8 protein-coding genes and 2 tRNA genes are annotated in these 24,209 nt (G+C 21.5%); all 10 read right to left on the minus strand.

All coding sequences use genetic code 11. The features are described from left to right. Window positions 1-5,513: 5,513 nt before the first annotated feature. Window positions 5,514-5,684 carry a carbon storage regulator CsrA gene (csrA, locus tag K0T98_RS02635; protein ID WP_225639305.1) on the minus strand — a complete coding sequence of 57 codons (171 nt, stop codon included), beginning with the start codon at window positions 5,682-5,684 and terminating at the stop codon, window positions 5,514-5,516. A 664-nt stretch (window positions 5,685-6,348) separates the two neighbouring features. Then, window positions 6,349-8,985, minus strand: a complete 2,637-nt coding sequence (alaS, locus tag K0T98_RS02640) for an alanine--tRNA ligase (RefSeq protein ID WP_225639306.1) — start codon at window positions 8,983-8,985, stop codon at window positions 6,349-6,351. Window positions 8,986-9,786: 801 nt separating this feature from the next. Next, window positions 9,787-10,236 carry a 50S ribosomal protein L9 gene (gene rplI / locus K0T98_RS02645; RefSeq protein WP_225639307.1) on the minus strand — a complete coding sequence of 150 codons (450 nt, stop codon included), beginning with the start codon at window positions 10,234-10,236 and terminating at the stop codon, window positions 9,787-9,789. Between the two features lie 39 nt (window positions 10,237-10,275). Then, window positions 10,276-10,503 carry a 30S ribosomal protein S18 gene (gene rpsR, locus K0T98_RS02650; protein ID WP_225639308.1) on the minus strand — a complete coding sequence of 76 codons (228 nt, stop codon included), beginning with the start codon at window positions 10,501-10,503 and terminating at the stop codon, window positions 10,276-10,278. A gap of 279 nt (window positions 10,504-10,782) precedes the next feature. Then, window positions 10,783-11,172 carry a 30S ribosomal protein S6 gene (gene rpsF, locus K0T98_RS02655; protein ID WP_225639309.1) on the minus strand — a complete coding sequence of 130 codons (390 nt, stop codon included), beginning with the start codon at window positions 11,170-11,172 and terminating at the stop codon, window positions 10,783-10,785. 2,136 nt (window positions 11,173-13,308) lie between these two features. Next, window positions 13,309-14,886, minus strand: coding sequence for a glutamate--cysteine ligase (gene gshA / locus K0T98_RS02660; protein WP_225639310.1), 1,578 nt, complete (start codon window positions 14,884-14,886; stop codon window positions 13,309-13,311). Window positions 14,887-16,625: 1,739 nt separating this feature from the next. Next, window positions 16,626-16,702 (minus strand) — tRNA-Arg (locus tag K0T98_RS02665). Window positions 16,703-16,708: 6 nt separating this feature from the next. Beyond that, window positions 16,709-16,798: transfer RNA gene (locus K0T98_RS02670), tRNA-Ser, on the minus strand. A 457-nt stretch (window positions 16,799-17,255) separates the two neighbouring features. Continuing rightward, complete coding sequence (gene zapB, locus K0T98_RS02675) at window positions 17,256-17,489, minus strand: cell division protein ZapB (RefSeq protein WP_225639311.1); 234 nt, start codon at window positions 17,487-17,489, stop codon at window positions 17,256-17,258. Between the two features lie 4,778 nt (window positions 17,490-22,267). Then, entirely contained in the window at window positions 22,268-23,275 is a 1,008-nt protein-coding gene (gene trpS, locus K0T98_RS02680; protein WP_225639312.1) for a tryptophan--tRNA ligase, read from the minus strand. Window positions 23,276-24,209: the final 934 nt, after the last annotated feature.

Consider the following 24,209-nt stretch of genomic DNA (forward strand, 5'->3'; position numbering starts at 1 on the left):
TTAGCAAAAAGATACCATCCTATTTTGCTTATATTTTATATGTACGATTTAAGTAAAGTGATAAAAAGTATTCTTGAATTTTTTTTAGTATAATACTAGCACCAATAGTGCTAGGAATATTTTAGAAGGGAGGCAATATTATAAGTGTAATCAAATAACAGTCACTTAAGCATATAGTATTATATGATATTCTTAAGTATATTAATAACCTATTAAAACTCAGTTATCCAATAACCCTTATAATGTAAACATATAAAAAATTGCTTCTATATCATTCATACTTACATAGTAAGTTAATATATCTTTAAGATTTATAATATGTTTTAAGTAAAAAAATTATTATTTAAAACTTTATTACTTGATTAAAGTAAAGAAAAATTAATAAAAATTATTTTAAATAAAAACAACTATTCTATATTATTATATAGAGATACCTTTTTAAACCTTATGTGATCTACAAATAATTGATATCGAGAGATATCTAACGTTATAACTAAAATTTCAATTCTTGTAAAACATCTCTGAACTACACACACTTTTTTAAAAAAATATTTTTATATTGTACTATATGTAATGTTTTAATAAATAATTTTATAACTTATGATTTTATGATGCCTTTATTTAATGAAAAAAAATACTTCTTATGAGTATTTACTTTGATTATTTCAAATATTTAAAAATATTTTAAACAAAAATAATATAAAATATATACATAATGTTTATTTAAAAGAAAATATTAAAAATATAGGATTCACTAACTATCTTCTATAAAGTTTTAATAAAAAAAATATTGATTACATCATTTAATATATTTAGGTATCCTATATAAGGATATAATTATGATTAATTCTTAAGTCTTATTATAAAAAAATATTTATAATAATTTACTTATTTCTCTTAAAGAGAGTTGCTTAATATTAAGAATATTGTATACTAATACGTATTATTAATATAATAAATGTATACATTAGGTTAAGAAAATTTTTTTAAATATTATTTAACTATAGTTATATACATATGCAGCAACGATAGAACTGCAATAATAATAAAATATTTTTAATTCCTTTAATAGAATAAAAGACATTAGTTTATTAATACTATAAAATAGTAACCATACATTTTATGTTATTTATGTTGCATAATATTCTTAATATATAACTAAGGTAATCAATAGAAGTACTGAATACCAATATAATAAAATTATATAATTACTTATCTTTCATTTAAAAATTTACTAAAAGTAATAAACTAGTAGTATTTGTAATAGCTATAAGATATGTGAATGATAATACTATAACAACTAAACTTTAAGGTCATTGTATTACAATGACTCTAATGTTATTTAATTATTCTACATCTTATCTAAGAAGTTAGATATAATTTTTTTCTGAAAATTAATACAACAAACTAACTGTAAAATCCAAAACTACTTTTAAAGATCTTATTATCTGTTTTTATTTGTGTTGTGCACCGATAAAAATTAGATAAGTCTAATTATCACGTATACAATGAACTATTTATATTATTTATATAAACAAAAAAATTACAAATGTTATAATAATTTCGTTTTAATTTAATAAAATCAAATAAATTAATATATAAAATATTAGCATAGATTTGTGTATTAAATGTATCAAATATAACATAGATATAAAATAATAATTATGTCTTTCATTAAGACTACGTTGCTAAATATACTTGTAGTTATCTCTATAAATTAATAATTATGATTGGCCTGAATACTTTAATATAAGTATTGAATCAATTATTTAAAGGTAGTAATATTAATACACATTATTCCTAAAATATATTTATCTTATTAAAATAAATTTTTATATAGTTATTAAAATATATAATCGGTTAATATAAAATATACTATTTATAATTTTCGTTTCATACATATAAGCACTGCTCATCTTTTATAAATAATGATTAGATAATTATATTTTAAAAGCAATATTAATAATAAAAAATACAAGTAAATAAATATACCTATACAAGTTATACTATAATAAAAGATCACTAACAGATATCAAAGTTAATGTTATATAGTACACCATACTGTAATAAAATATTCTTAGATATGCAAAATTATAGTATCTTATTAAAATTATTTATTACCTCTTGATTATATATAAATATAAAGACTAAAAATAATATTTAATAAACTAAAAATATAAAATATCAGGTAATTTAGATAAAATATTATTTTTATAATATTTTATCTATTTTCTATACTAGAATCTATAATGTATGCACTAGTAATTTACATTATAGTATAAGTAATAATTCTTAAAAGAAGATTGTAATCTTTTTTATAAATATCTTTATAACAATGAAATAAAATATTGATTTTTGTATCAGCGATATAATAACGCAAGTATTTTTACTATAAATTAATCTTTATTGATAATTTATAAAATATATAATATTACACAATATATAATGGTTTCTTCAATCCTCTGATTATTATTAATCTTAATAACTATATAAGTAATGAATTAATTATTGCTATAATCAAAATTACCTATAAAATTTAAAAATTACATTTAAGGTAAATATATATTTTTATATATATTTAATAAAAATAAACCAATATATTTTATATTCTATATTACATATAAATCAATACTAGTAATATACTATTTTTTGGTCAAAATTCTGATAAGTACTAATAATGTAAAACTATATTTACATCTCAATGTATATAATATAGAAATTAAAAAAATAACATTTCAATAAATTTAAATAAACAGAAATACACGTTAAAAATTTGTTATTCTTCTTACATAAGAATAACACTGATTAAATTATAGTATAATACCAAAATATGATATAATATCTCATAGATAAATTATCTATGATAGAAATACAACTAATACAATATAAAATATAAATTTTACTAATTATTTTGCAGATAATCAATAGAGTAATATCCTATATTAATAGGATGTATATACGATTAATGAATACTATAATTGATCATCATTAACTGATGGATATATTCTAGATTAACCAATAAAGTATTTTTAAGTTTCTTTTTCTATTATATAATTAATACTACTTTAAAGTGTACTGATAAATACTCATAAATTATATTATAAAAATATATTTCTTTAATATAATTTAGTATTATACTCTTATATATAAAGATAATAATATACAAACATTAATAATTAAGTATATTATTATTAACTAATAAATATAATATTATTTAAAATTACAAGATTAATAAATACTTTATATCAGGATTCTTAATATAAGATATATTATATTTTTAAAGTATTAAATTAATAATTTACCATAATATAATATTATTACTTATATATTAAGTAAGTAGCTATAAATAATTATATTAAAAAACTTTTAAATTCTTATTTGCAAGAAGAAAAGTTATTCTCAACTTAAAAAAAATAAATATATAATCAAGTATCAATTAATTAACTTCAATTAATTTATACAAAATATTTCTAATGGTTAGAAAACTAACAATAGTAACAAAGTAATTTTCTAGTTGATCTTTATATTGTGCTAATACAGGAACCACACAACTTGCATACATAGGTAATAAACATAACAAAAAAGTTATAATAGGTGGGGCACTTATAGCTTAAATTAAGTTCATAATATTTGGATTTAGATGAATTTCTACCTCTGTAGAACTTATAATAATAAACATACTTATTTGGGTGTAACTTATTAGTTCAACATCTCTTATCTTTTTTATAAATAAATTTAATAATTAGATAATTGATACATTCTAATATCCTAAAATAGTGGATAAAAAATATTTAAAAATAGCAATTAGAGCAATAAATGAAACTCCATATTCTAATATAGTTTTGATAAAGTAACTTGCTACCGATTATATAATAAAATAATTAGATATATAAGAAATATCTAGAAATATTTTGCTTCTTTATATCATCTACCATATCTGGAGATAAAGTAAATAAGCAACTATAAGCAAAAAATATTACAACAGTAACAATTAACATAATAGTTCAATAAATAATCTTTAAGCTAATATTCTTAAATAAATTGTATAATAAATGCAGGTTCGTAGTCTTCTCTTTTTGATTTTATAAAAGAAGAAATGATAGGATAAAAAAATTAAAGAAAAATACCATTATAATCATACCTAATCATATATTCACTAAAATAATATCATTCTAAAATATAAAACTACTACTTATACTATTTTATTCAAAAATATTAACATTTCAATAAGGTATCAATAATAAAGAAATCATCACTAAATTTGCAATAAAAGTCAATACTAAAAAGCTCGACTACCTTAATGATTAAGTTTTTACTAAAAAATAATATAAGCTATAAATATGAATAGAAAAATTAATAACACTTACTATAATAATGGTATTATTTACATTTGATTTTCTTAAAATGTCATAAAATTATTTGTTATATTAATAACATCAATCAATAATAGTAGGTAAGTTACTAAGAAGTACAACAAGGTAATAATACCCCTATTTTATTAAAATGTTATTTAACCGTATTAGTGATATTTCCTGAAATGTCACTACCTAATAAGCGTAATCGAGATAGTACTCGATAGCATAAAAAAGAAATAGAATATACTAGAATAAATATAATTATAAAGGGAATAAACCACTAAAATTAGCAAGGATAGGGAAAAAGCACCAATACCATTTAACTAACTTAATAATATTTAAGATATTGGTACCTATAAATAAGATTTTTTAATTTTGATAGTAATTATCTTAAACTAAACTATCTTAATTAAGATATGTTATTTAAAATATAAATTAAGAAACATAAATATTATTTTATCTAAGCATGAAAATATTACTATTAATTTGTAAAAATAAGTTTTGTATTTATTTTACAAATTAAAAATTTTTTATGATTTTTATCATATTTCATAATAATAATTTTTTATACAACTATAAAAATTATACTAGCTAAATACAATAAATTAGCCTTAAATGAAGATCTTTATTCCTTCATATATCAATATATAATTACTTTTTCTTGTTTTTTCTATACAACTTACAATATAAAAATTTTTATTTAGTAAATATACATAATAAAATAGGAAGATCTAAATATCGTTTGATTTATCTTTAATATATAAATTATTATTAACTCAAATAATAATTAAAAACTTTTACACTAAATATTAAGATATTAATAAATATAAATATAATAAACTTGTATTAAACTATATTTTTATTAATTTATATTTTTATATAAACAATTCTTAACTACGTTATATTTCCTAGAATTTTATTAAATAATAATACTAATAAATGAGTATATAAAATTTAATAATGAGTCTTATATAATATAATATTTGTTAAATAACTAATATTGTATTATATGGTCATATAATAAATAGACAATAAAAAAATATAAAATATTTAAATAAGAAAATACACTAATAAAATAAAATAAACAATACTTATAACTTACACATAAATATAAGAGCTATAAGAGAAAAGATATTTTAAATATACGTACACCCTCTTTTAAGACTTTTTAACCTGAATACGCTGATAAGTTTCTTCACGATGAACAGAAAGATCTTTTGGTGCATTAATACCTATACGTACTTGACTCCCTTTAACTTCCAATACAGTCACTGTTATAGCATTACCTAAAATGATAGACTCACCCACTCTACGAGTCAAAATTAGCATTTTGTACTCCTTAAAAATACTTAATTATAGTTAATATTTTTATTTACTTATATTTATATAATATTATTATATAAATATAATCTCCTATTATTTCATAATATAAAAGAAAATTAAAAGTTAACTATAATATATCATCATTAGTCAATTCTACTTAATAATATGCCATATTTATAATTTAAGATTATTTTGGTAAACCCTATGATAAAAGGTCTATTATTATTTAGATATATCTTAGTCATTATAAGATATACTCCTGAATACGCTTATAGAATATTAAATTAAAGGTAGTACTAAAACCATGGAATATACATAAAAAATGTAATTGGTATTATGATATTTATTTTGTACTTAAATAGATAAAGTATTTATGATGTTGAAATAAATAATATTTGGTATAAATATAAAATTTACTTACTTATAAACATAAGTAGATTTAATAATCTAATAGTCAGGAAAATAATATTAGATTAATTTATTTTACATTGAAAGTATTAAATATTCTTGAAATTTAATTAAATAATTATTTTATTTACATTTATACCAAACATTGTAATATATACAAAAACATACTAAGTTTTTGCTAACTTAGCATTCAATTCATTTTTTAATTTAATTATTTTATATAAAAAATAAATATATATAAAATATATTATTATATATATAATCATAGTTTATTAATAATCCAATTTTTGATACTATCCATAGCCTGTGATAATTTATGAATATCACTACCACCACCCATAGCTAGTTCGGAGTGTCCACCACCCCTACCACTTATCTGATAAGCAACCATATTTACTAGATCATCAGCTCTAACTTTATTTACTAAGTCTTTAGTGACACCTGCTATTAAACTAATTTTACCTTCAGAAGTAGTTGCTAAAAATACAACGCTAGAACCAAGTTGGTATTTTAATTCATTGATTATAGTACGCATGGTTTTTATTTCAGAATGATTTAAATATTTAACTAATAATTTAATACCCTTAATATCAATAGCTCTATTAAGCATTGAAATACTTTCATACATCGCTTGTTGATTTTTATAATATTGTAATTCTTTTGTCATCTTATTATTTTTATTAATTACTGTATTAATTTTATCAACTACTCCATATATATCGCTCTTTACTAAAGAAGCTATCTTATGTAGATCTTGAATATTTTTATGCATCATTGAAATAGCATATTCTCCGGTCACAGCTTCAATACGACGTACACCAGCTGCAATACCAGTTTCAGACACTATGCGAAATAAACCAATATCACCTGTCTGCCGTGCATGAGTACCACAACAAAGCTCAGTAGAGAATTCCCCTATACTCAATACACGCACATTCTGATTATATCGTTGATTAGACAACGAAATTAATCCTTTAGTTTTTGCTGTTTTAACATCCATGACATTTGTTTTAATAGGTAAATTAAGACGAATCTTTGCGTTCACCATACTTTCAATTTGATAAATATGCTGAGACTGAATGGGCGTAAAATGAGAAATATCAAAACGCAAGTTTTGATCACTAACTAAGGAACCCTTCTGGGAAATATGATTACCTATTACTTGAAGTAGTGCTGCATGTAACAAGTGTGTAGCCGAATGATTTAAGCAGATACATAGACGACGGGCTGCATTAATAGTTGCTAAAACATTATCACCAACTTTTAGTTTACCATGCTTAACTATACCATGATGGCTAATTGCTAAACCATATTTCTGAGTATCATGCACTAAAAAACTTACCCCTAATGCAGTCAACTCACCTTGATCACCCACCTGACCACCAGATTCTGCATAGAATGGAGTCTCGTTTAAAATAACTATTCCGTTTTCACCAGCATTTAACACTGAAACTGCTCGTCCATTAATGATAAGCGCAATAATACTGGAATATTGTTGTTGTTGATCGTAACCAGAAAACTTCGATATATCATTAACGCAGATATTAGTACTGGAATCGGTTCTAAAACTACTAAATTCACGCGCACGACAACGCTGTTTTTCCATTAATATCTCAAACCCTATGTTATCTAGTTTGATATTATAGTCAAGGCAAACTTCAGTAATTAAGTCAATAGGAAAACCATAGGTATCATGCAAACGGAAAGCTATTTCACTATGTAATGTATTGCCAACAAGTTTTGGTAGTTCCTTATCTAACAATGCTAGACCATGCTTTAGAGTACGTGAAAATTGTTCTTCCTCAGTTTTTAAAATCTTTTCAATCATTAATTGTTTAGGCTTTAACACGTTCGCAGTAGCACCCATAATTTCTATAAGTGGCATAACTAGCTTGTAAAAAAAAGTCTCCTTTACTCCTATCATGTTACCGTGACGCACTGCACGACGAATAATACGACGTAAAACATAACCACGACCTTCATTAGAAGGTAATACACCTTCAGAAATTAAAAATGTACAAGAACGAATATGATCAGCTATAACCCTTAAAGATTGACTGGCAAGAATAGATGCATTATTATAATTTATAATTCTTGCCGTTTCAGCAATTAACATGCGAAATATATCAATTTCATAGTTTGAATTAACATACTGCAATACAGATGCGATACGCTCTAATCCCATACCAGTATCAACTGATGGTTTAAATAATGGAAGCATTGTGCCATTTGATTGGCGGTTAAACTGCATAAAAACAATATTCCAAATCTCAATATAACGATTGCCATTTTCTTCTAAACTTCCTGGGGGTCCACCCTTAATATGATCACCGTAATCGTAAAAAATTTCCGTGCATGGACCGCAAGGTCCGGTATCACCCATCTGCCAGAAATTATCTGAAGCAAAAGGCTCACCTTTATTATCGCCAATACGAATAATTCGTTCTTGTGGGATACCTATCTTATGAGACCAGATATTAAAGGTCTCTTCATCAGTGTTGTAAACAGTTACCCATAAGTTTTCTTTGGTTATATTAAACCATTTTTTATCGGTTAATAATTCCCATGCAAATTGAATTGCATCATATTTAAAGTATTCTCCAAAACTAAAATTACCCAGCATTTCAAAAAAAGTATGATGACGCTCAGTATAACCAACATTTTCCAAGTCATTATGTTTACCGCCTGCACGTACACAATGTTGACATGTTGCTATACGGCTGTGACTTGATGTATCTATACCTAAAAAAACATTCTTGAATTGATTCATGCCTGCGTTAGTAAATAATAACGTTGAGTCATCATGAGGAACCAGAGCACTACCTTCTAATATCAGATGCCCTTTACTGTAAAAAAAATCAAGAAATGTTTGACGTATATCCGCGGTATTATTACTCATAATTATCCTGGAAGTAAAAAAAAATTTAACTATTATGTAATTAATATTATTAGTAGTCTTTATACAACAGTCAATATAAATAAGATAATACCTCTAATGTATTAATATTAGACTATATTTATCTATAATAAATATTATATATTCAAAATATAATATAATTTTTTTTCTTATAATTAAACCTATTAATAGTAAAAGGATCCTCATAATTAAGTAGTGATATATTATATAAATATATTATATACCAAAAGGATTCTTATTGTATTATTTAGATTGGAACTTATTGATACTATACAGTTTAAATAATTAACAATTATATAATTTAATTATATTAAAGGTTAGTAGGGTGTCATTGAATATATGAATACTATGACACATTCATATAGTAGTTATGAGAATAAATCTATTATTTTAAATAAGTTCTTAATTAATAAATAATTTAATATAATTAATTTGTTGTAATATTATTTTATATAATCACTGTTTCTTTTATTTTAATACGTAAAATTATATCTTATTTTAATATATTAATGTAATGCAGAGATAATATTCTATATTATAGCACTAATGTTAAAATCAATATTGTCAAATTTATATATTATTTATTAAATATTTTAATTTTTATACTTTATAAATAAATAGAGAAATACTTTTTATACAAACAATATCTTTTATGCTTCTATTTTTTATTTATAAATTTTGAATATTTATGATTCAGTTAACTAACCATATATAAAAAAACTTTATTACTAAAGTAATTTATAATGATATTATTTAGTCATATAGTAAATAATGAATAAACTTTTATTCTGAAACTATATTAATACTTAACTTTGCAAATATATTATTATATATCTTAAAATGCACTTCATAATTACCAATATAACGCAGAACACCATTTAATAGGCGAACTTCATTTTTAGATACCTGAACACCTGCTGCAATAACTGCATTAACAATATCACGAGCACCTATTGAACCAAATAATTTACCCCCATCTCCAGCTTTGGAGTGGATTGTTATAGTATTCAATTTATTAATCATATCAGCACGAGTTTGTGCAGATACTAAAAGATCTGCTATTTTTTGTTCAAATTTAGAACGTCGTTCTTCGAATAACTCAATATTTTTTTTAGTTGCAGGAACAGCCTTACCTTGTGGTAATAAGAAATTGCGTGCATAACCAGATTTTACCTGAACTGTGTCGCCTAAATTACCTAAATTTGATATTTTATCAAGCAGAATAACTTGCATCCCTTAATCCTCTTAAGGTCATTCATAAATATGAAACACTTATTGATGATTATCAATATATGGTAATAAAGCAAGATAACGTGCTTTCTTGATAGCATGAGAGAGCTGACGCTGATATTTTGCTCGGGTACCAGTAATACGTTTTGGTACAATTTTGCCACTTTCTGTAATATAATTTTTTAACATAGCAATATCTTTATAATCTATCTCTTGAATACCTTCCGTAGTAAAACGACAGAACTTGCGACGACGAAAATAACGTGCCATATAGATAACCTCATAATCTATTCAATACAATCTAAATTAATAAAACAAACAAAGTTTAGCATACTGTTGATTATTAATTTTATAAGCAGTGTTATAAATAATTTTAATTTATTAACAATAATAAAATATCATGTAGTATATATACTATATTTGCCTTTACTATGTTTATTTACAAATAAACATAGTAAAAGTATTTTAGGCTCCTAAAAATAATTATTTTAAATACAACCTTACGAAATGTATAAGTAAAACTAGAATATTAGAAATTTATATTAATTCCTAAGGATACTCTGCCTCTGCTGTTTCATTTACGAAATCTTCACGGCGTCGATCACTACGGCGTTCATCTTTAAGTGTTAACATAGGTGAGACTTCATTTATTGCGCATTTCACACGCATAACGATACTACGGAGTATAGCATCGTTAAAACGTAAATTAATTACTAGCTTATTTATTGCTTCTTGTGGAGCTTCAATATTCAGTAAAATATAATGAGCTTTATGTAATTTTTTAATAGGGTAAGCTAACTGACGACGACCCCAATCTTCTAGACGATGAATATGGCCGGCAGCATTAGTAATGATTGCACTATAATGTTCAATCATACTTAAAATTTGTGTGCTGCTATGATCAGGATTAACCATAAAAACCACTTCGTAATGACGCATAGCGTTTTGCTCCTTATGGATTATAAAGCCTCTAAAATATAATTAGTAGCAAATTATGAGGCAAGGAACTAATTTTGTTATAAGACTAGATAATTTATTATCTTACTTATTATAAAAAATAAATTCAATAGATAATTTAAATTATTACTTAGAATAAATTATGTTAGTATTATATATAGAAATTATAGTGATTGATATGTAAAATTTATTAAAAAAGATCTTTGGTTTTTTTAAAAACTCTACATAATTATCTATATAATTACATTAATTCTTAGTCACTATGTTTATAAAATAAATTACATACTATATAATCTTATAAATTAGCAAAAAAGATTCAAATCTTTCATACGATTTTAAATGAGTATATTAATTTTATATATTTTAAAATAATAAAATAAGGAGATATTGAGAATCTCAGTAAATCTTACATCAATTAAACTTATCATACATCTAATAATTATAATTTCTATATTAGATTGAATAATAATTATAGATTTGTAATTAAAAATATTATTTATATATACATTAAATAATTAAATTGTAAAAGAATAAACAAAAATTTTTAAATACTAATTTATTACACTCAATATAAAATAAGTAGTAATTATATTAATTCTTGGATTATTAAAATATAACAGGTTATATAATTCAAAACATAAATATATGTGAGAAAAATCATATATTATTTTATTGAAAACACTAACTCTAAAATTTTTAGTAAATAGAAAATTGCAAGTGTATAGTTATTGTTAATAACTATAATTTGTAGTAACGATACTACTTTTATTTAAAAAATAATTAAACTCAATAAAATATTATAAGGTAGTATAGTTTTTACCTCCTTAACTTCTAACTATAGTATATTCATACTTAATTAGTGCAGTATTATCTTTAGTATTATGTATTACATAATACTATATAATGATATATACTATACTATACTATACTATACTATACTATATAGTATAGTACTATTACTTTTATTAAATGATAAGGTTTATCAAACCATAGCTGTATTTTATTAGTCTAATAATAGTATTATATGTATTCTAATTAATAATTATTACTATCTTGTAAGTAAAAATCTACTCACTAAAATACACCTGTCTATTAATACATGTATATTAATTTGTTAAAAATATAAAGAAACGTACTTAATCAGTTTTTTATAATAAGAGAGGATCTATCAATTAGATCTCTCATTATGATTTTACAAAAAAAATTTTTAAATAAAATTTAACTATACTTATTAAAACTAACTTTTACATTTTTTGAGAAAATTTATAATATATATAAAATATTTTAGATTATTAATTAAGTATTTATTTGTACTGATCTAGTAAATATTATTAGTAATGCATAAAATAACTACATCAGCAGTTGCTAATATGTCTCTTAAATTTTAGGATCTACATCCTAATACTAAATAATATTTTTTTATTCTTTTGAAGAATATACAACTCAGTATAATTTAAACTAAAATTTCCTAATTATTATAAAATATAATGTATATTAACAAATATTTTTAACAGAAGATATAAGATATTAATAACAATATAAAACAACGGTACATATCACACAAGTTATTAAATCATGATTAGATAGGTAATTATAGTTGAAACCATAGATATGTTTTTAAATATAAAAATTATTTTTTCTTGCTACAAAATAAATTATATTTCTCTCAGTTTCTTGCACTAGATAACCTGAATTAATTAAAAACATTTAGTAAGTATTTTATATTACAATTTTTCTTATAAAATCTAGAAAATATTTTGTATTAAACTATTTTAGCGTGATTACTGTTTACGCATAAAAAATTAAATAAATATAACTTGATATTAAGTATCCAATATAAATAACATTGATTATAACATCAAGTTAAATAAAAATAAAATATATCAAAACATCATTAATACTATTTTATATAAAATAAAATATCATTTTTAAAATTAGCTATATGGATCTCTTATATGCTATACTAAAAATAGTAAATACTTATAGTATTAATATACTACTAAATATCTATAAAAATAATTTCTAGCTTTTATATAAGATTTTTACTCAAATAGTATATTTTAAAATAAATAACTATTCACATAAAATATTTATTAAAATATTTTAATGATATATGTTTTATATTTTAACTCCCATATGTAAATGTAGGTATTCTTCAAAATCTATAGCTCCTAACGTCTTATCATCAATCTCTATCTGAAACTGGCGTTTAATTGACTCCTCTACTTTTTTATTCATTTGTATTATACGTGTGATCGATAATGAATGTGAATATAATTCTTTAAAATAACGTTCTGATAGTTCTAAACTATATTCTAAGATGCCTTTTTTCATAATTTCTTTTAATATTTGAGCAGAATAAGTTAACGAAACATCATCAAAAACTTCAATAAGTATATTACAAACTTGTTTATATTGATCATTATCATTAATACAATCCAATATTGTAGCAATAACTTTCAGATCAGTAAATAACTCCTTACCTACTTTTGCTAACGGTTGACTCTTATTATATCGGGTGATACTAATTTTTTGATTGGGCTTACGCCCTTCGAGAATTATACGATTCCAGGTATTATTAGTAAATAACAGCTCATCACTACTCATCTTAGGGGAATCGGCCAATAGGCACCATATAAGAAAAAGATCTAAAAAACGAGACTGATTTGAATTAATACCGATAGCAGCAAAAGGATTAATATCTAATGAACGTACTTCAATATACTCTACCCCGCCACGTAGCAAAGCTGTACACTGAGATTCATTATTCTTGGTAATACATTTAGGTCTAATGAATGTATAAAGTTCATTTTCTATTTGTAGTATATTATTATTAATTTGACGATAATGGCCTCCTACTTTTACTCCAATCCTAGTAAACTCAGTAGATGGTGTATTCATTGCATGTGTTAAGTAATTAACATAATCTGTTAAATTATTCCAAGTAATATCTAAATAATTTTTTGATTTATTGGTGTAACCTAGGTCACTAAGTCTTAATGAAGTTGCATATGGTAAATATGCCGTATGACGGTTAACTTTAAATGGAATACGAGTTTTATGACAATTGAAGAAAGAAGAGCATACTGCAGGTGAAGAACCAAATAGATATGGTATAATCCAGCCAAGACGATAATAGTTGCGAATTAAACCAAAATATCCTGCCGTTATCTGTTCTTTACCACTTTTAATATCTTCTACACCGGCCCACTCTTGCCAGAATTCTAGTGATAGAGAAAAATTATAATGAACACCAGATATCATCTGCATTAGTGCACCGTAACGATTTTTTAAGCCTTTACGATATAAGGTTTTAAATTGGCCAATATTAGAACTACCATACTGTGCTAAGATAATATTATCTTCTTCTTTGATTGAGCAAGGCATACTCATTGGCCACATACGTTCTGATTCTAATCTATGAGCAACATAACAATGAATATCAGTTAAAAAGGATAACATACAATCAATATTGTTATATACAGGAGTGATAAATTCCATTAAAGACTCAGCAAAATCAGTAGTAATCCAAGGATGAGTAAGAGATTTACCTAAAGATTCTGGATGCTTAGAGGAAGATAATTGACCTTGGAGAGTTACACGAAGAGTTTCACGCTCAATACCACGTCTAATTATCTTGATAACATCCGGATGTAATTCCAACCAAAAAAGACCTTGAGATGCGTCAGGTATCAATTCTACCTCCTACTAATGAAATAATTGATGTACTATTTATAATATTCTGCTGAATATTTTAGCTATTTTATAACTATTTTAATATATATATCAAAATGTTAATCCATACCCATCCTATAACATACTTTACTTAGATATAGATTATATTTCTTCTAAATAACAAGAATAGTATTTAGTTGCTAACTTATTTTAAAGTTAGAATTAATATCTATCTAAATAAACTATCTAAATACTTAATAAGTATTATTACTAAATATATATTATAATGATATTTATAAGCTGATAATATTACTATCAGTATAATTTTCTTGTTAATTAATTAACAAATATTTTAATAAAATACTTTAAATAATATTTTATGATAATTTCTCTTATGTAAGAAAACAATAACTAAAAATATTTTTTATTTTAGTACAATTAAATTTATGAGCTAATAAATATACTTTAAAATGCTATACCCTAAGTAAAAATATAATTGATAATGATTTTAATCATTACATAAGTACTAGTATTCGCATCCTAAAGTAAGCAATAACTCATCTATCATTCGTATAGAATTATACACATTATTAATAGTAATCTGCTTAGATTTATATTTAAGTAATATTTTATTATTATTCAATAATAATCAAGATAATAGTACCTTCAATCTATATTAGTACTGAATATTAATAAAATATTTATTACTAGTATATATTGAATTTTTTTGATTTTTTATTAAAAATAAATTAATTAATTTTTATATTTATTATAATAAATATATTATGAGTTATACAGTTACTGTAGTACTGAAAGATTATTATTATAAATAGTTATCTAATAATAATTTATAATAATAATTTTAAAATTAAGAAAATTTGGTACATCATTACATAATGTACTGATGAAATATATATAGTAAGTACTTAATTTATGATGTTATCACCAAATATATAGTAATTACAGAGTAATATTTCATAAAATAATTCTAAAAGAAACAGGATATATTTCATATATAGTATTAGATACCAAATCTTAATAAAGAATGAAATTTTATTTAAAAAATCCTATAAATTTATAAACAATATAGTAGTAATTAGATAAAATATATAAAAATATATCTGTGTGCATCCTGACTATATATATTACTAATATATTTAAGTTATAGTAAAATAGAGATAATATAATTATCACAATATAAAATATTATAATGATTATTTCTATTTATTAAATACATGTCACTAATAGTGATACCTGTCAAATACAGTTATTAATACTACTAATATAAAGGTATTACTTATGATAAGACGTCAATAACAATTCTCATACTCAACAATACCTAGAAAAATTAATATATGTATTAATTACTAAGTTAGTAGTTATTAATTAAATGATTAAATATTTTTTATTTTTAATAAAAATTTAATAATATTAATATAAAGAAAATATTTTAGGTATTTAGATGTTTTCTTTATATTACTTAGATATAATTAAATAATAAGTAATATTTAATAAATGTTTATAACATATTACTTTTTTATGTAAATAATACATTTAATTTAATTAAAATATACATTTTATATTCTTTATTCATATATTAAAATTAATAATAAATATTATTTTATATACATATCATAGATTTTATCTAAATAAATAGTACTCTATTTTAGAGTTATTATCTAATCTTACTTATATTATATAAAATACTTTATTAGATTTACTATTATATAATAGATAAAAAATATACAATAAATTAATAATGGTGCACCCAGGAAGATTCGAACTTCCGACCGTTCGGTTCGTAGCCGAATACTCTATCCAACTGAGCTATGGGTGCAAATGACGGTGAAGCGGGGATTCGAACCCCGGATGCAGATTTTTACTACATACTCCCTTAGCAGGGGAGCGCCTTCAGCCTCTCGGCCACCTCACCTTACTTGATATTTATAGATAAGTACTATTTTATCTAAAAAATATCACTTTAAATAATTACATAAAATATTTAGATAACATTTATCTAGATATTAAATTTCTCATACTACTTTTTATTTTGATAATCACTAATCTTACTATAATAATTATTATATATTATTAATAATCCATAACACATTATACCACTTTATTAGGTTTATAAGTCAAATATTTTTATTAACTTATATATTTACTAAATAAATAGAAAAATAAAATTCAGCATTTCAATTAAAACCTAATGTAAATAGTATTATGTTTTTATTTATTAAATAATACAGTATAGTTGATATGATAAATTACTAGACAAATATATCTTTTAGTAAAAGTATATCCTTTGCTATATCTTTGACAGTTTTATTTTATAAAATTTTCCCTTTTAGACTCTTATTTACTTAAAATATTTCTATAACTTAAATAAGTTAACTTACTTTATCAATACGACCTAACAAAGAGCGTAATCTTTCTTGACGTGCATTTTGTTCTTCTTTTAATTGTTCGTTTTCGCGCATAAGAGCTTCACGATAGCCAGCAGCTTGATTAACTTCTTCAAGAAGTTGGGTATTCTGTTCTTTTAATTCTTTAATTTTTATCTGTAGAAGTGATATAATATCAATTGCCTGATGAATTTTTACTTCTAATTTTTCAAATGACATTATTTTATTCCTTTTATCAAACTATCATTTCTTGTACTACTAATAATAATAATATTTTTTATTAATTGTTATATATTCTAAAACTTAATACTAATTATACCAAAATTAAGACATTAACAGTAAAAAAATAAGTACGTAATCTACTTCACTCACTAATAATAATATCTAAGATACCAGAATATCTCTCAATAATACATTATAAAATTACTAGTAGATCTAATGCAATACCATTTTCTGTGCCAATTTCACTATAATACCGAACAAATATCTTTAATAAATTTTTTAGTTGATTAGGTAAAATATTCATATCATTATCCTCTATTTAGAACTGAATTTTTTTATTATTTTAACTACTTAATTTAATCTAGCAATAACTATAAGATGTGATATTTACTAACATATTTTATATAGCAGATTTAATGGAAAGAAATCATATATCTACCAATAGTTTACTATTAATACACTTGTATTAATAGATGTGTTATAACTATTGTCTCTAAATACCCACCTCAGTTATAAAAATATTTTAATTACAAATTTCAACTTATATCTTATGTCTAGTACGTAAATAATAAATACACTGTTCAATTATGCTACATTATACTTTGTATTATACTTATTAATACATTAACTAAATAATTATTACTAGAGGTAATTACATCCTTATTGGGTAAACCTATACATGTAAGAAATGCACGTAGATCGTTCTTTATACCGGACGTAAATAGAGTGCGTTTATTAATAATTTTTAACTTATCCTATTATCTAATTAAAGGAGCAAAATCAATATAAAGTAAATTATATATATTATATTATAGCCATAAAGTTAGGATATATCCTTTTTATATACAATAGCTTTATCTTTTAATTACATTAAAATGATGTTACTAAAATAGATGAATATCTATACATCCATTTAGTATTAATAATATTAATAATTAAAATTATATATTATATATGAATAGATAATTTTAAATAATTTTATTATTATTAAAGAAATCTTAATATATTTTTAGAAAATAACTAAGTTTTTGAGACATAAATAATAAGTTATTTTTATTTATCTATATTCGTATATAAAATTAATCAATAAATTTTTAGCTACCTAATAAATTAAACAAAAATATATATTTCACTATTGCAGACCACTTTATTTTGCCGTAATTTTATTGTAAAAATAACACACCTAACTGACGGTAAATTTCATATTAAAAATTAGAGGAACTTTAAAGTTATTATTATGCTCCCAGTACAACGTATTGATAATAATGATTATAACTTTATAGATTAGAAATCTATCACACTTCTCTCAACTTAGTTTTATAATTCATTAAACAAAAAATATTAAATACCATACCAACTCATATTAAGTAAACTAATATTAATAACGTATAGGTTAACTTAATACATAAAACATGAAGCAATAGTAAGTTTATATTGAACTACCATCAGAAATAAAGATATGACTAAGATTATAAAAATCTAAGTACAACTAGTATAAGAGTTATCTTACTATACTATACGGTGTAAAATTATATATTTACATATTAATAGATAATTCTATCTAACTATACTTATTAAATCTATACTCAATTTACTAGTTTATTACTAAATATTAGTTATATAGATAATTTTCAAAAATTTAAACATAATAGAATAACTTCCAGTTAACAGCATAATTTAATCTGTATTAAATATTTTTTTATATACCTAAATTTAACTTTAATCTACCGAAAGAAATAATTGCACCTTCCTTTATAAAGGAACCCAACAGTTCATTAATATTATGATACGTTATAGTAAGAATATAAACTAAAAATTCTCTAGGGTTAAAAGGTTTTAGAGTATTATCTGTTTCTTCTATTAGTTATTATCATACCAATAGGAATAAAATTTATTTTACTGAGCAAATAGCGGCAAATAAAAAATATTTACTAAGGATTATTAAATTTAACATTATAAAATTAAAAAAATCATAATTTATATACATGATATATTTCACTTGGCATTATCAATGTTACTTATCTAAAATTATTACTTAAGTAAATAATATTTTAATAAAAAATATAAGAATATTCATATTTAATTAACAATTAAAATATTATATTTTTTTCATATTTTATTACAATATTGTAATTTTAATATACTAAAAATGATTGATATCTTATGTATATAAAAATATCTTCCCTAAAATTTTAATATCTAAATATTATGTAATTATCCATATAATATTCTAAATAAGTAATTATCAGTTAATTAATAAACATACGATTATGTAACTAAAATATTGTGATGGATTTTTTCTCTAAAATATACAAGATTAATACACCATTGAAGATAATAGTTACTTTGTTCAAAATAGTAATAATTCTATATTTAATTATGTATTTTATTGTAAAATATTTGATTTTTTATAATAATAATACTGTCAATACTAATCTTTTTATGTATCATTAATATGATATATATCATATAATAAGTTTAAATATGATAGTAATAACTCTATTAATATTACCTATATAAAACTTATATTTAGGGAGTACTTCTTAGATATTATACACATTGTAATTGGGTATATTATAATTAATAGAACAGACATATAGTAAAAGTTCAATAATTTTAGTAATTAATACAAGTAATATTAATTCATATACAACCTTATAGGTTAGTAATTAAAATAATATATTTAAAAAATAATTTTATATAATTAAAAGATATTCTGAAACATAATATATTATAATATTTAAATTATTACTCTTGATAAGATCTATAAATTAACTAATTTAACTTGTGATTAAATATATAATTATATTTATCATTTAGAATATTAACACAACAAATACTAATTAATATATAATATATATTTGAGTGAGGTTAAATTTTTGATCAAAATATTATCCGGTATATAATTGTTTTTATCTAAAAATACAATTTAAATAATTATTTAAGAGTATAATTCATTATAAAATACTCATAGTTTTATATATATATCTTATATTAAATGATATTATATTTAAAAATATTACTAATTAAATTAATTTATTTAATGTTGCATCAATAAAAAAATTGATTAGTTTAAATTGATATATATTTATTTATATATCAAGTTTAAAAATATAATTCAAGTAAGTATTCTTAATAACATTAATTACATATTACTAATTTTTTTATAAATTAATACTATCCTGTGAGTTAAATATATTTAAGAAAACTTATTAATTATAAACCAAAATGAGACTGATATCTACAAGTTATTAAGTGTGGGAATTTTCTAAATAAAATTGAATAAATAACACAGATAAAAAAACATTTATCGCTTTAAATAATAATTTATATTAATACAGTAATAAATATCTAAATGGTAACTTTTAGTTGATAATATCCCTACTGATTTCTTAATATAAATATATTAAAATAATTCACTTACATATTACCTAAAGTGACATGTTCTATTATTAAAATAGTTAGATTATAATATTAAATTTATAAAATATGATCATAAAAAATACCATCAAATACAAAGTAACATTACTAGTACATATAATTATTTTAATGAAATATATTATTAAAATTGTTTTATATAAAAAAATATTAATACTACTATTAGCTCATTAACAGCAGTATTATAAAGAGGTAATTATTATACTGTAATTAAAGAAATTACTAAATACCTGCCAATTGAAATCATCATTTAATGATCTTACCTATAATATAAAATAGCTATAGCATACTAATTATTTATACTGAACTTAATTAATATCTATATAGTTATATTAACTGGTGAGTACGATAGTATTTACAAATACCATACTAATTTGAATAAACATGTTATTTTATGAGTATCGAAATTGACCAAAGATACTTTCATTTATTTATTGCTTAATAAAATAAATCAGGCTAAGTTTCCATTTTTTTATGCATTTATAATGACATAATTTACATTTTAAATAGTAATATGATATTTAACAGTTATCTTAATAAGATTATTTTAATTTAAAAAGATTTTAATATATAAAAATTTAATCAATTATTACTAATATTTATAAAATATTGTAATAATTCTAAATAGTTATTACCTAAAATAAAAAGTATTTTAGGATACAGAATTAAAATAAATTAGGTTATTTAATATTTTTAAAACCTTATAAAGTACTTTTACTTTTAAAAACAGCATAAAATAATAAATAAAGTATGTTTTTATATAAAATTAATATAAATTATATTCAAATAATATACCACACAGATTTAATCTATAAATATTTATTTTTAAATTAACACTCTGTTTAAAATTTTTTAATAATCATAATTAAATAACTAAAATATCTTGTAATATTTACTACAACAACACTTATTTTTTGATAAAAATAAGTGAAATACTTTACTTTTAGTAAAATACATAATTTATAAAATTTTATATAAAATTGTAAATAGTTATTTCTTAGTAAAATTATATATATTTTAATATATTATCTAAATACATAAAAATATTATTTACTTTTTACTTTATTTGAATATTGACATATTAGAGATAAAATTAAAGATTTTATTATAATAATAGTCATAAATTATTTATTTTTAATAAAAATGTAATAAATAATTATCAGTGTTATAAATAATTAAATATAATAATTTATAACACAAATATCTTAAAATATTAGTGCCATACTATATTTAAACAACATATACTCTATATATGAAAATATTCATTCAATATTATTTGCATAAAATATATCAGTGCATATCAACTTAAGATAAGATATTAAAATGATTTTTTAAATTTACTTTTGAGCAATAAAACCAATCGTATTATAAACTTTTTTTAAAGTATTTCCTGCAATAATACGTGCTTTTTTTGCTCCAGAATATATAATTTGTTCCAATAAAGTTTCATTTTTTCTAAAACTACTATAATTCCTCTGTAATCTTATTAACATAACAGACATAGCATCCGCAACTGCATATTTTAAATATTTATATGTTTCTCCTTTGAATTCTTGTTCTATTTTTTGAATACTTTTACCGGTAACTCCAGACAAGAGATTAAGCAGGTTAGATATACCCGCTTTATTTATTACATCATAACGAATAGCAGCTGGATAGTCGGAATCTGTAACGGCACATTTAATCTTCTTAATAACTAATTGTGGGTCCTCTAAAAGACCAATTACATTATTACGGTTCTTATCGGATTTAGACATCTTTTGGGTTGGATCTAGTAAAGACATAATACGAGAACCATATTTAAGAATAACAGGCTCTGGAATCTTAAATATATCATTACCATATAAAGCATTAAAACGTACAGCAATATCACGTATTAATTCAAGATGTTGTTTCTGATCCTCACCAACCGGTACTTTAGTAGTTTGATATAGTAAAACATCAGAAGCCATAAGCACGGGATACCCAAATAAACCTACATTAATATTTTGTACACAACTTGTAGATTTATCTTTAAACTGAGTCATACGTCTTAACTCACCAAAATAAGTATAACAATTCAACACCCAGGCCAGCTGGGCATGCTCAGGAACATGAGATTGCACAAATATAATACTTTTTTCTGGATCTATACCACAGGCCAAATACAAAGCCAGTGTATCTAATGTTAATTTACGTAGTTGTTGTGCATCATGACGCATAGTGATAGCATGTTGGTTAGCAATACAATAAATACATATATATGAATCTTGCATGTGTACCCAATGACGCAAAGCTCCTATATAATTACCAATGGTCAACTCCCCGGAAGGCTGTGTACCACTAAAAACGATCGGCTTATTCATGTAATTATAATTCCTATATACTATCTTAGATATTTTAATACAGTTGGGAACTCAAATAAGAAAATTCATATAAAACCTAACTGTATTATCTATTTTTATTAGATAAATTTAAAAGCTAAATTATATAAATATTTTAATCTTTAATTATTTATATACTAAACTAGTATTACCAGTTTAGTATATAAATACTCATGAATAAATAAAATTTTTACAGTACTAAAAATTATTAATTAAATATAATCTTAATTTAAAATAGTATATTTTAATAAAACAAGATATATGATGTATATATAGTTACCATAAAATATCATTAAATTACTTAAGAATAATTTAATTATTTATGCTATATAATATTTTATGTATACTATAATTTTACAAAATATAAAAAACATCTTATATATAAATAAGGAATTATTAAAAAGGTAACTACAGTAAACAATTAGAATGGGGGGAGAACTTAATTACTTTAAAGTACTATATAATTTACTTAATATATAATTATATATAGTACTATTTCAAATAGTAAAATAATTATTTAATTATACATTCTAATTAATAATGATGTTTTGAAAAAAATATCATATAATATTTATATTATTTAATACAATTATAATTACAGTAAATATAAGAAACTAACATAGTTATTTTGTTTAGATATTATAACTACTGTTGATATATAAAATATCATTTTATTTGTTTATATTATGAATATTTTATTAGTAAAATTATATTTTTATTTTATTACTAATAAAAATATTAAGTATTTTAACTAATCTAGTTTAATTTATTTAAAATACTCATGCACAATAAAATGCAAATATTCTTATTAAACTCTTATGATTATGTTTTATTTTATTAATCTTAATACATATAAAATACATACATATATTTTATAATATAAATTTATAGTTTTTTACTATAATTAACTTAACGA

The sequence above is a fragment of the Candidatus Profftia sp. (ex Adelges kitamiensis) genome (assembly GCF_020342455.1).
Taxonomy (GTDB): domain Bacteria; phylum Pseudomonadota; class Gammaproteobacteria; order Enterobacterales; family Enterobacteriaceae; genus Profftia.

What these genes read in the sequence shown, in the direction of transcription:
- csrA (WP_225639305.1), bottom strand. Translation starts at nt 5,684, where the DNA reads ATGCTAATTTTGACTCGTAGAGTGGGTGAGTCTATCATTTTAGGTAAT.
- alaS (WP_225639306.1), bottom strand. Translation starts at nt 8,985, where the DNA reads ATGAGTAATAATACCGCGGATATACGTCAAACATTTCTTGATTTTTTT.
- rplI (WP_225639307.1), bottom strand. Translation starts at nt 10,236, where the DNA reads ATGCAAGTTATTCTGCTTGATAAAATATCAAATTTAGGTAATTTAGGC.
- rpsR (WP_225639308.1), bottom strand. Translation starts at nt 10,503, where the DNA reads ATGGCACGTTATTTTCGTCGTCGCAAGTTCTGTCGTTTTACTACGGAA.
- rpsF (WP_225639309.1), bottom strand. Translation starts at nt 11,172, where the DNA reads ATGCGTCATTACGAAGTGGTTTTTATGGTTAATCCTGATCATAGCAGC.
- zapB (WP_225639311.1), bottom strand. Translation starts at nt 17,489, where the DNA reads ATGTCATTTGAAAAATTAGAAGTAAAAATTCATCAGGCAATTGATATT.
- trpS (WP_225639312.1), bottom strand. Translation starts at nt 23,275, where the DNA reads ATGAATAAGCCGATCGTTTTTAGTGGTACACAGCCTTCCGGGGAGTTG.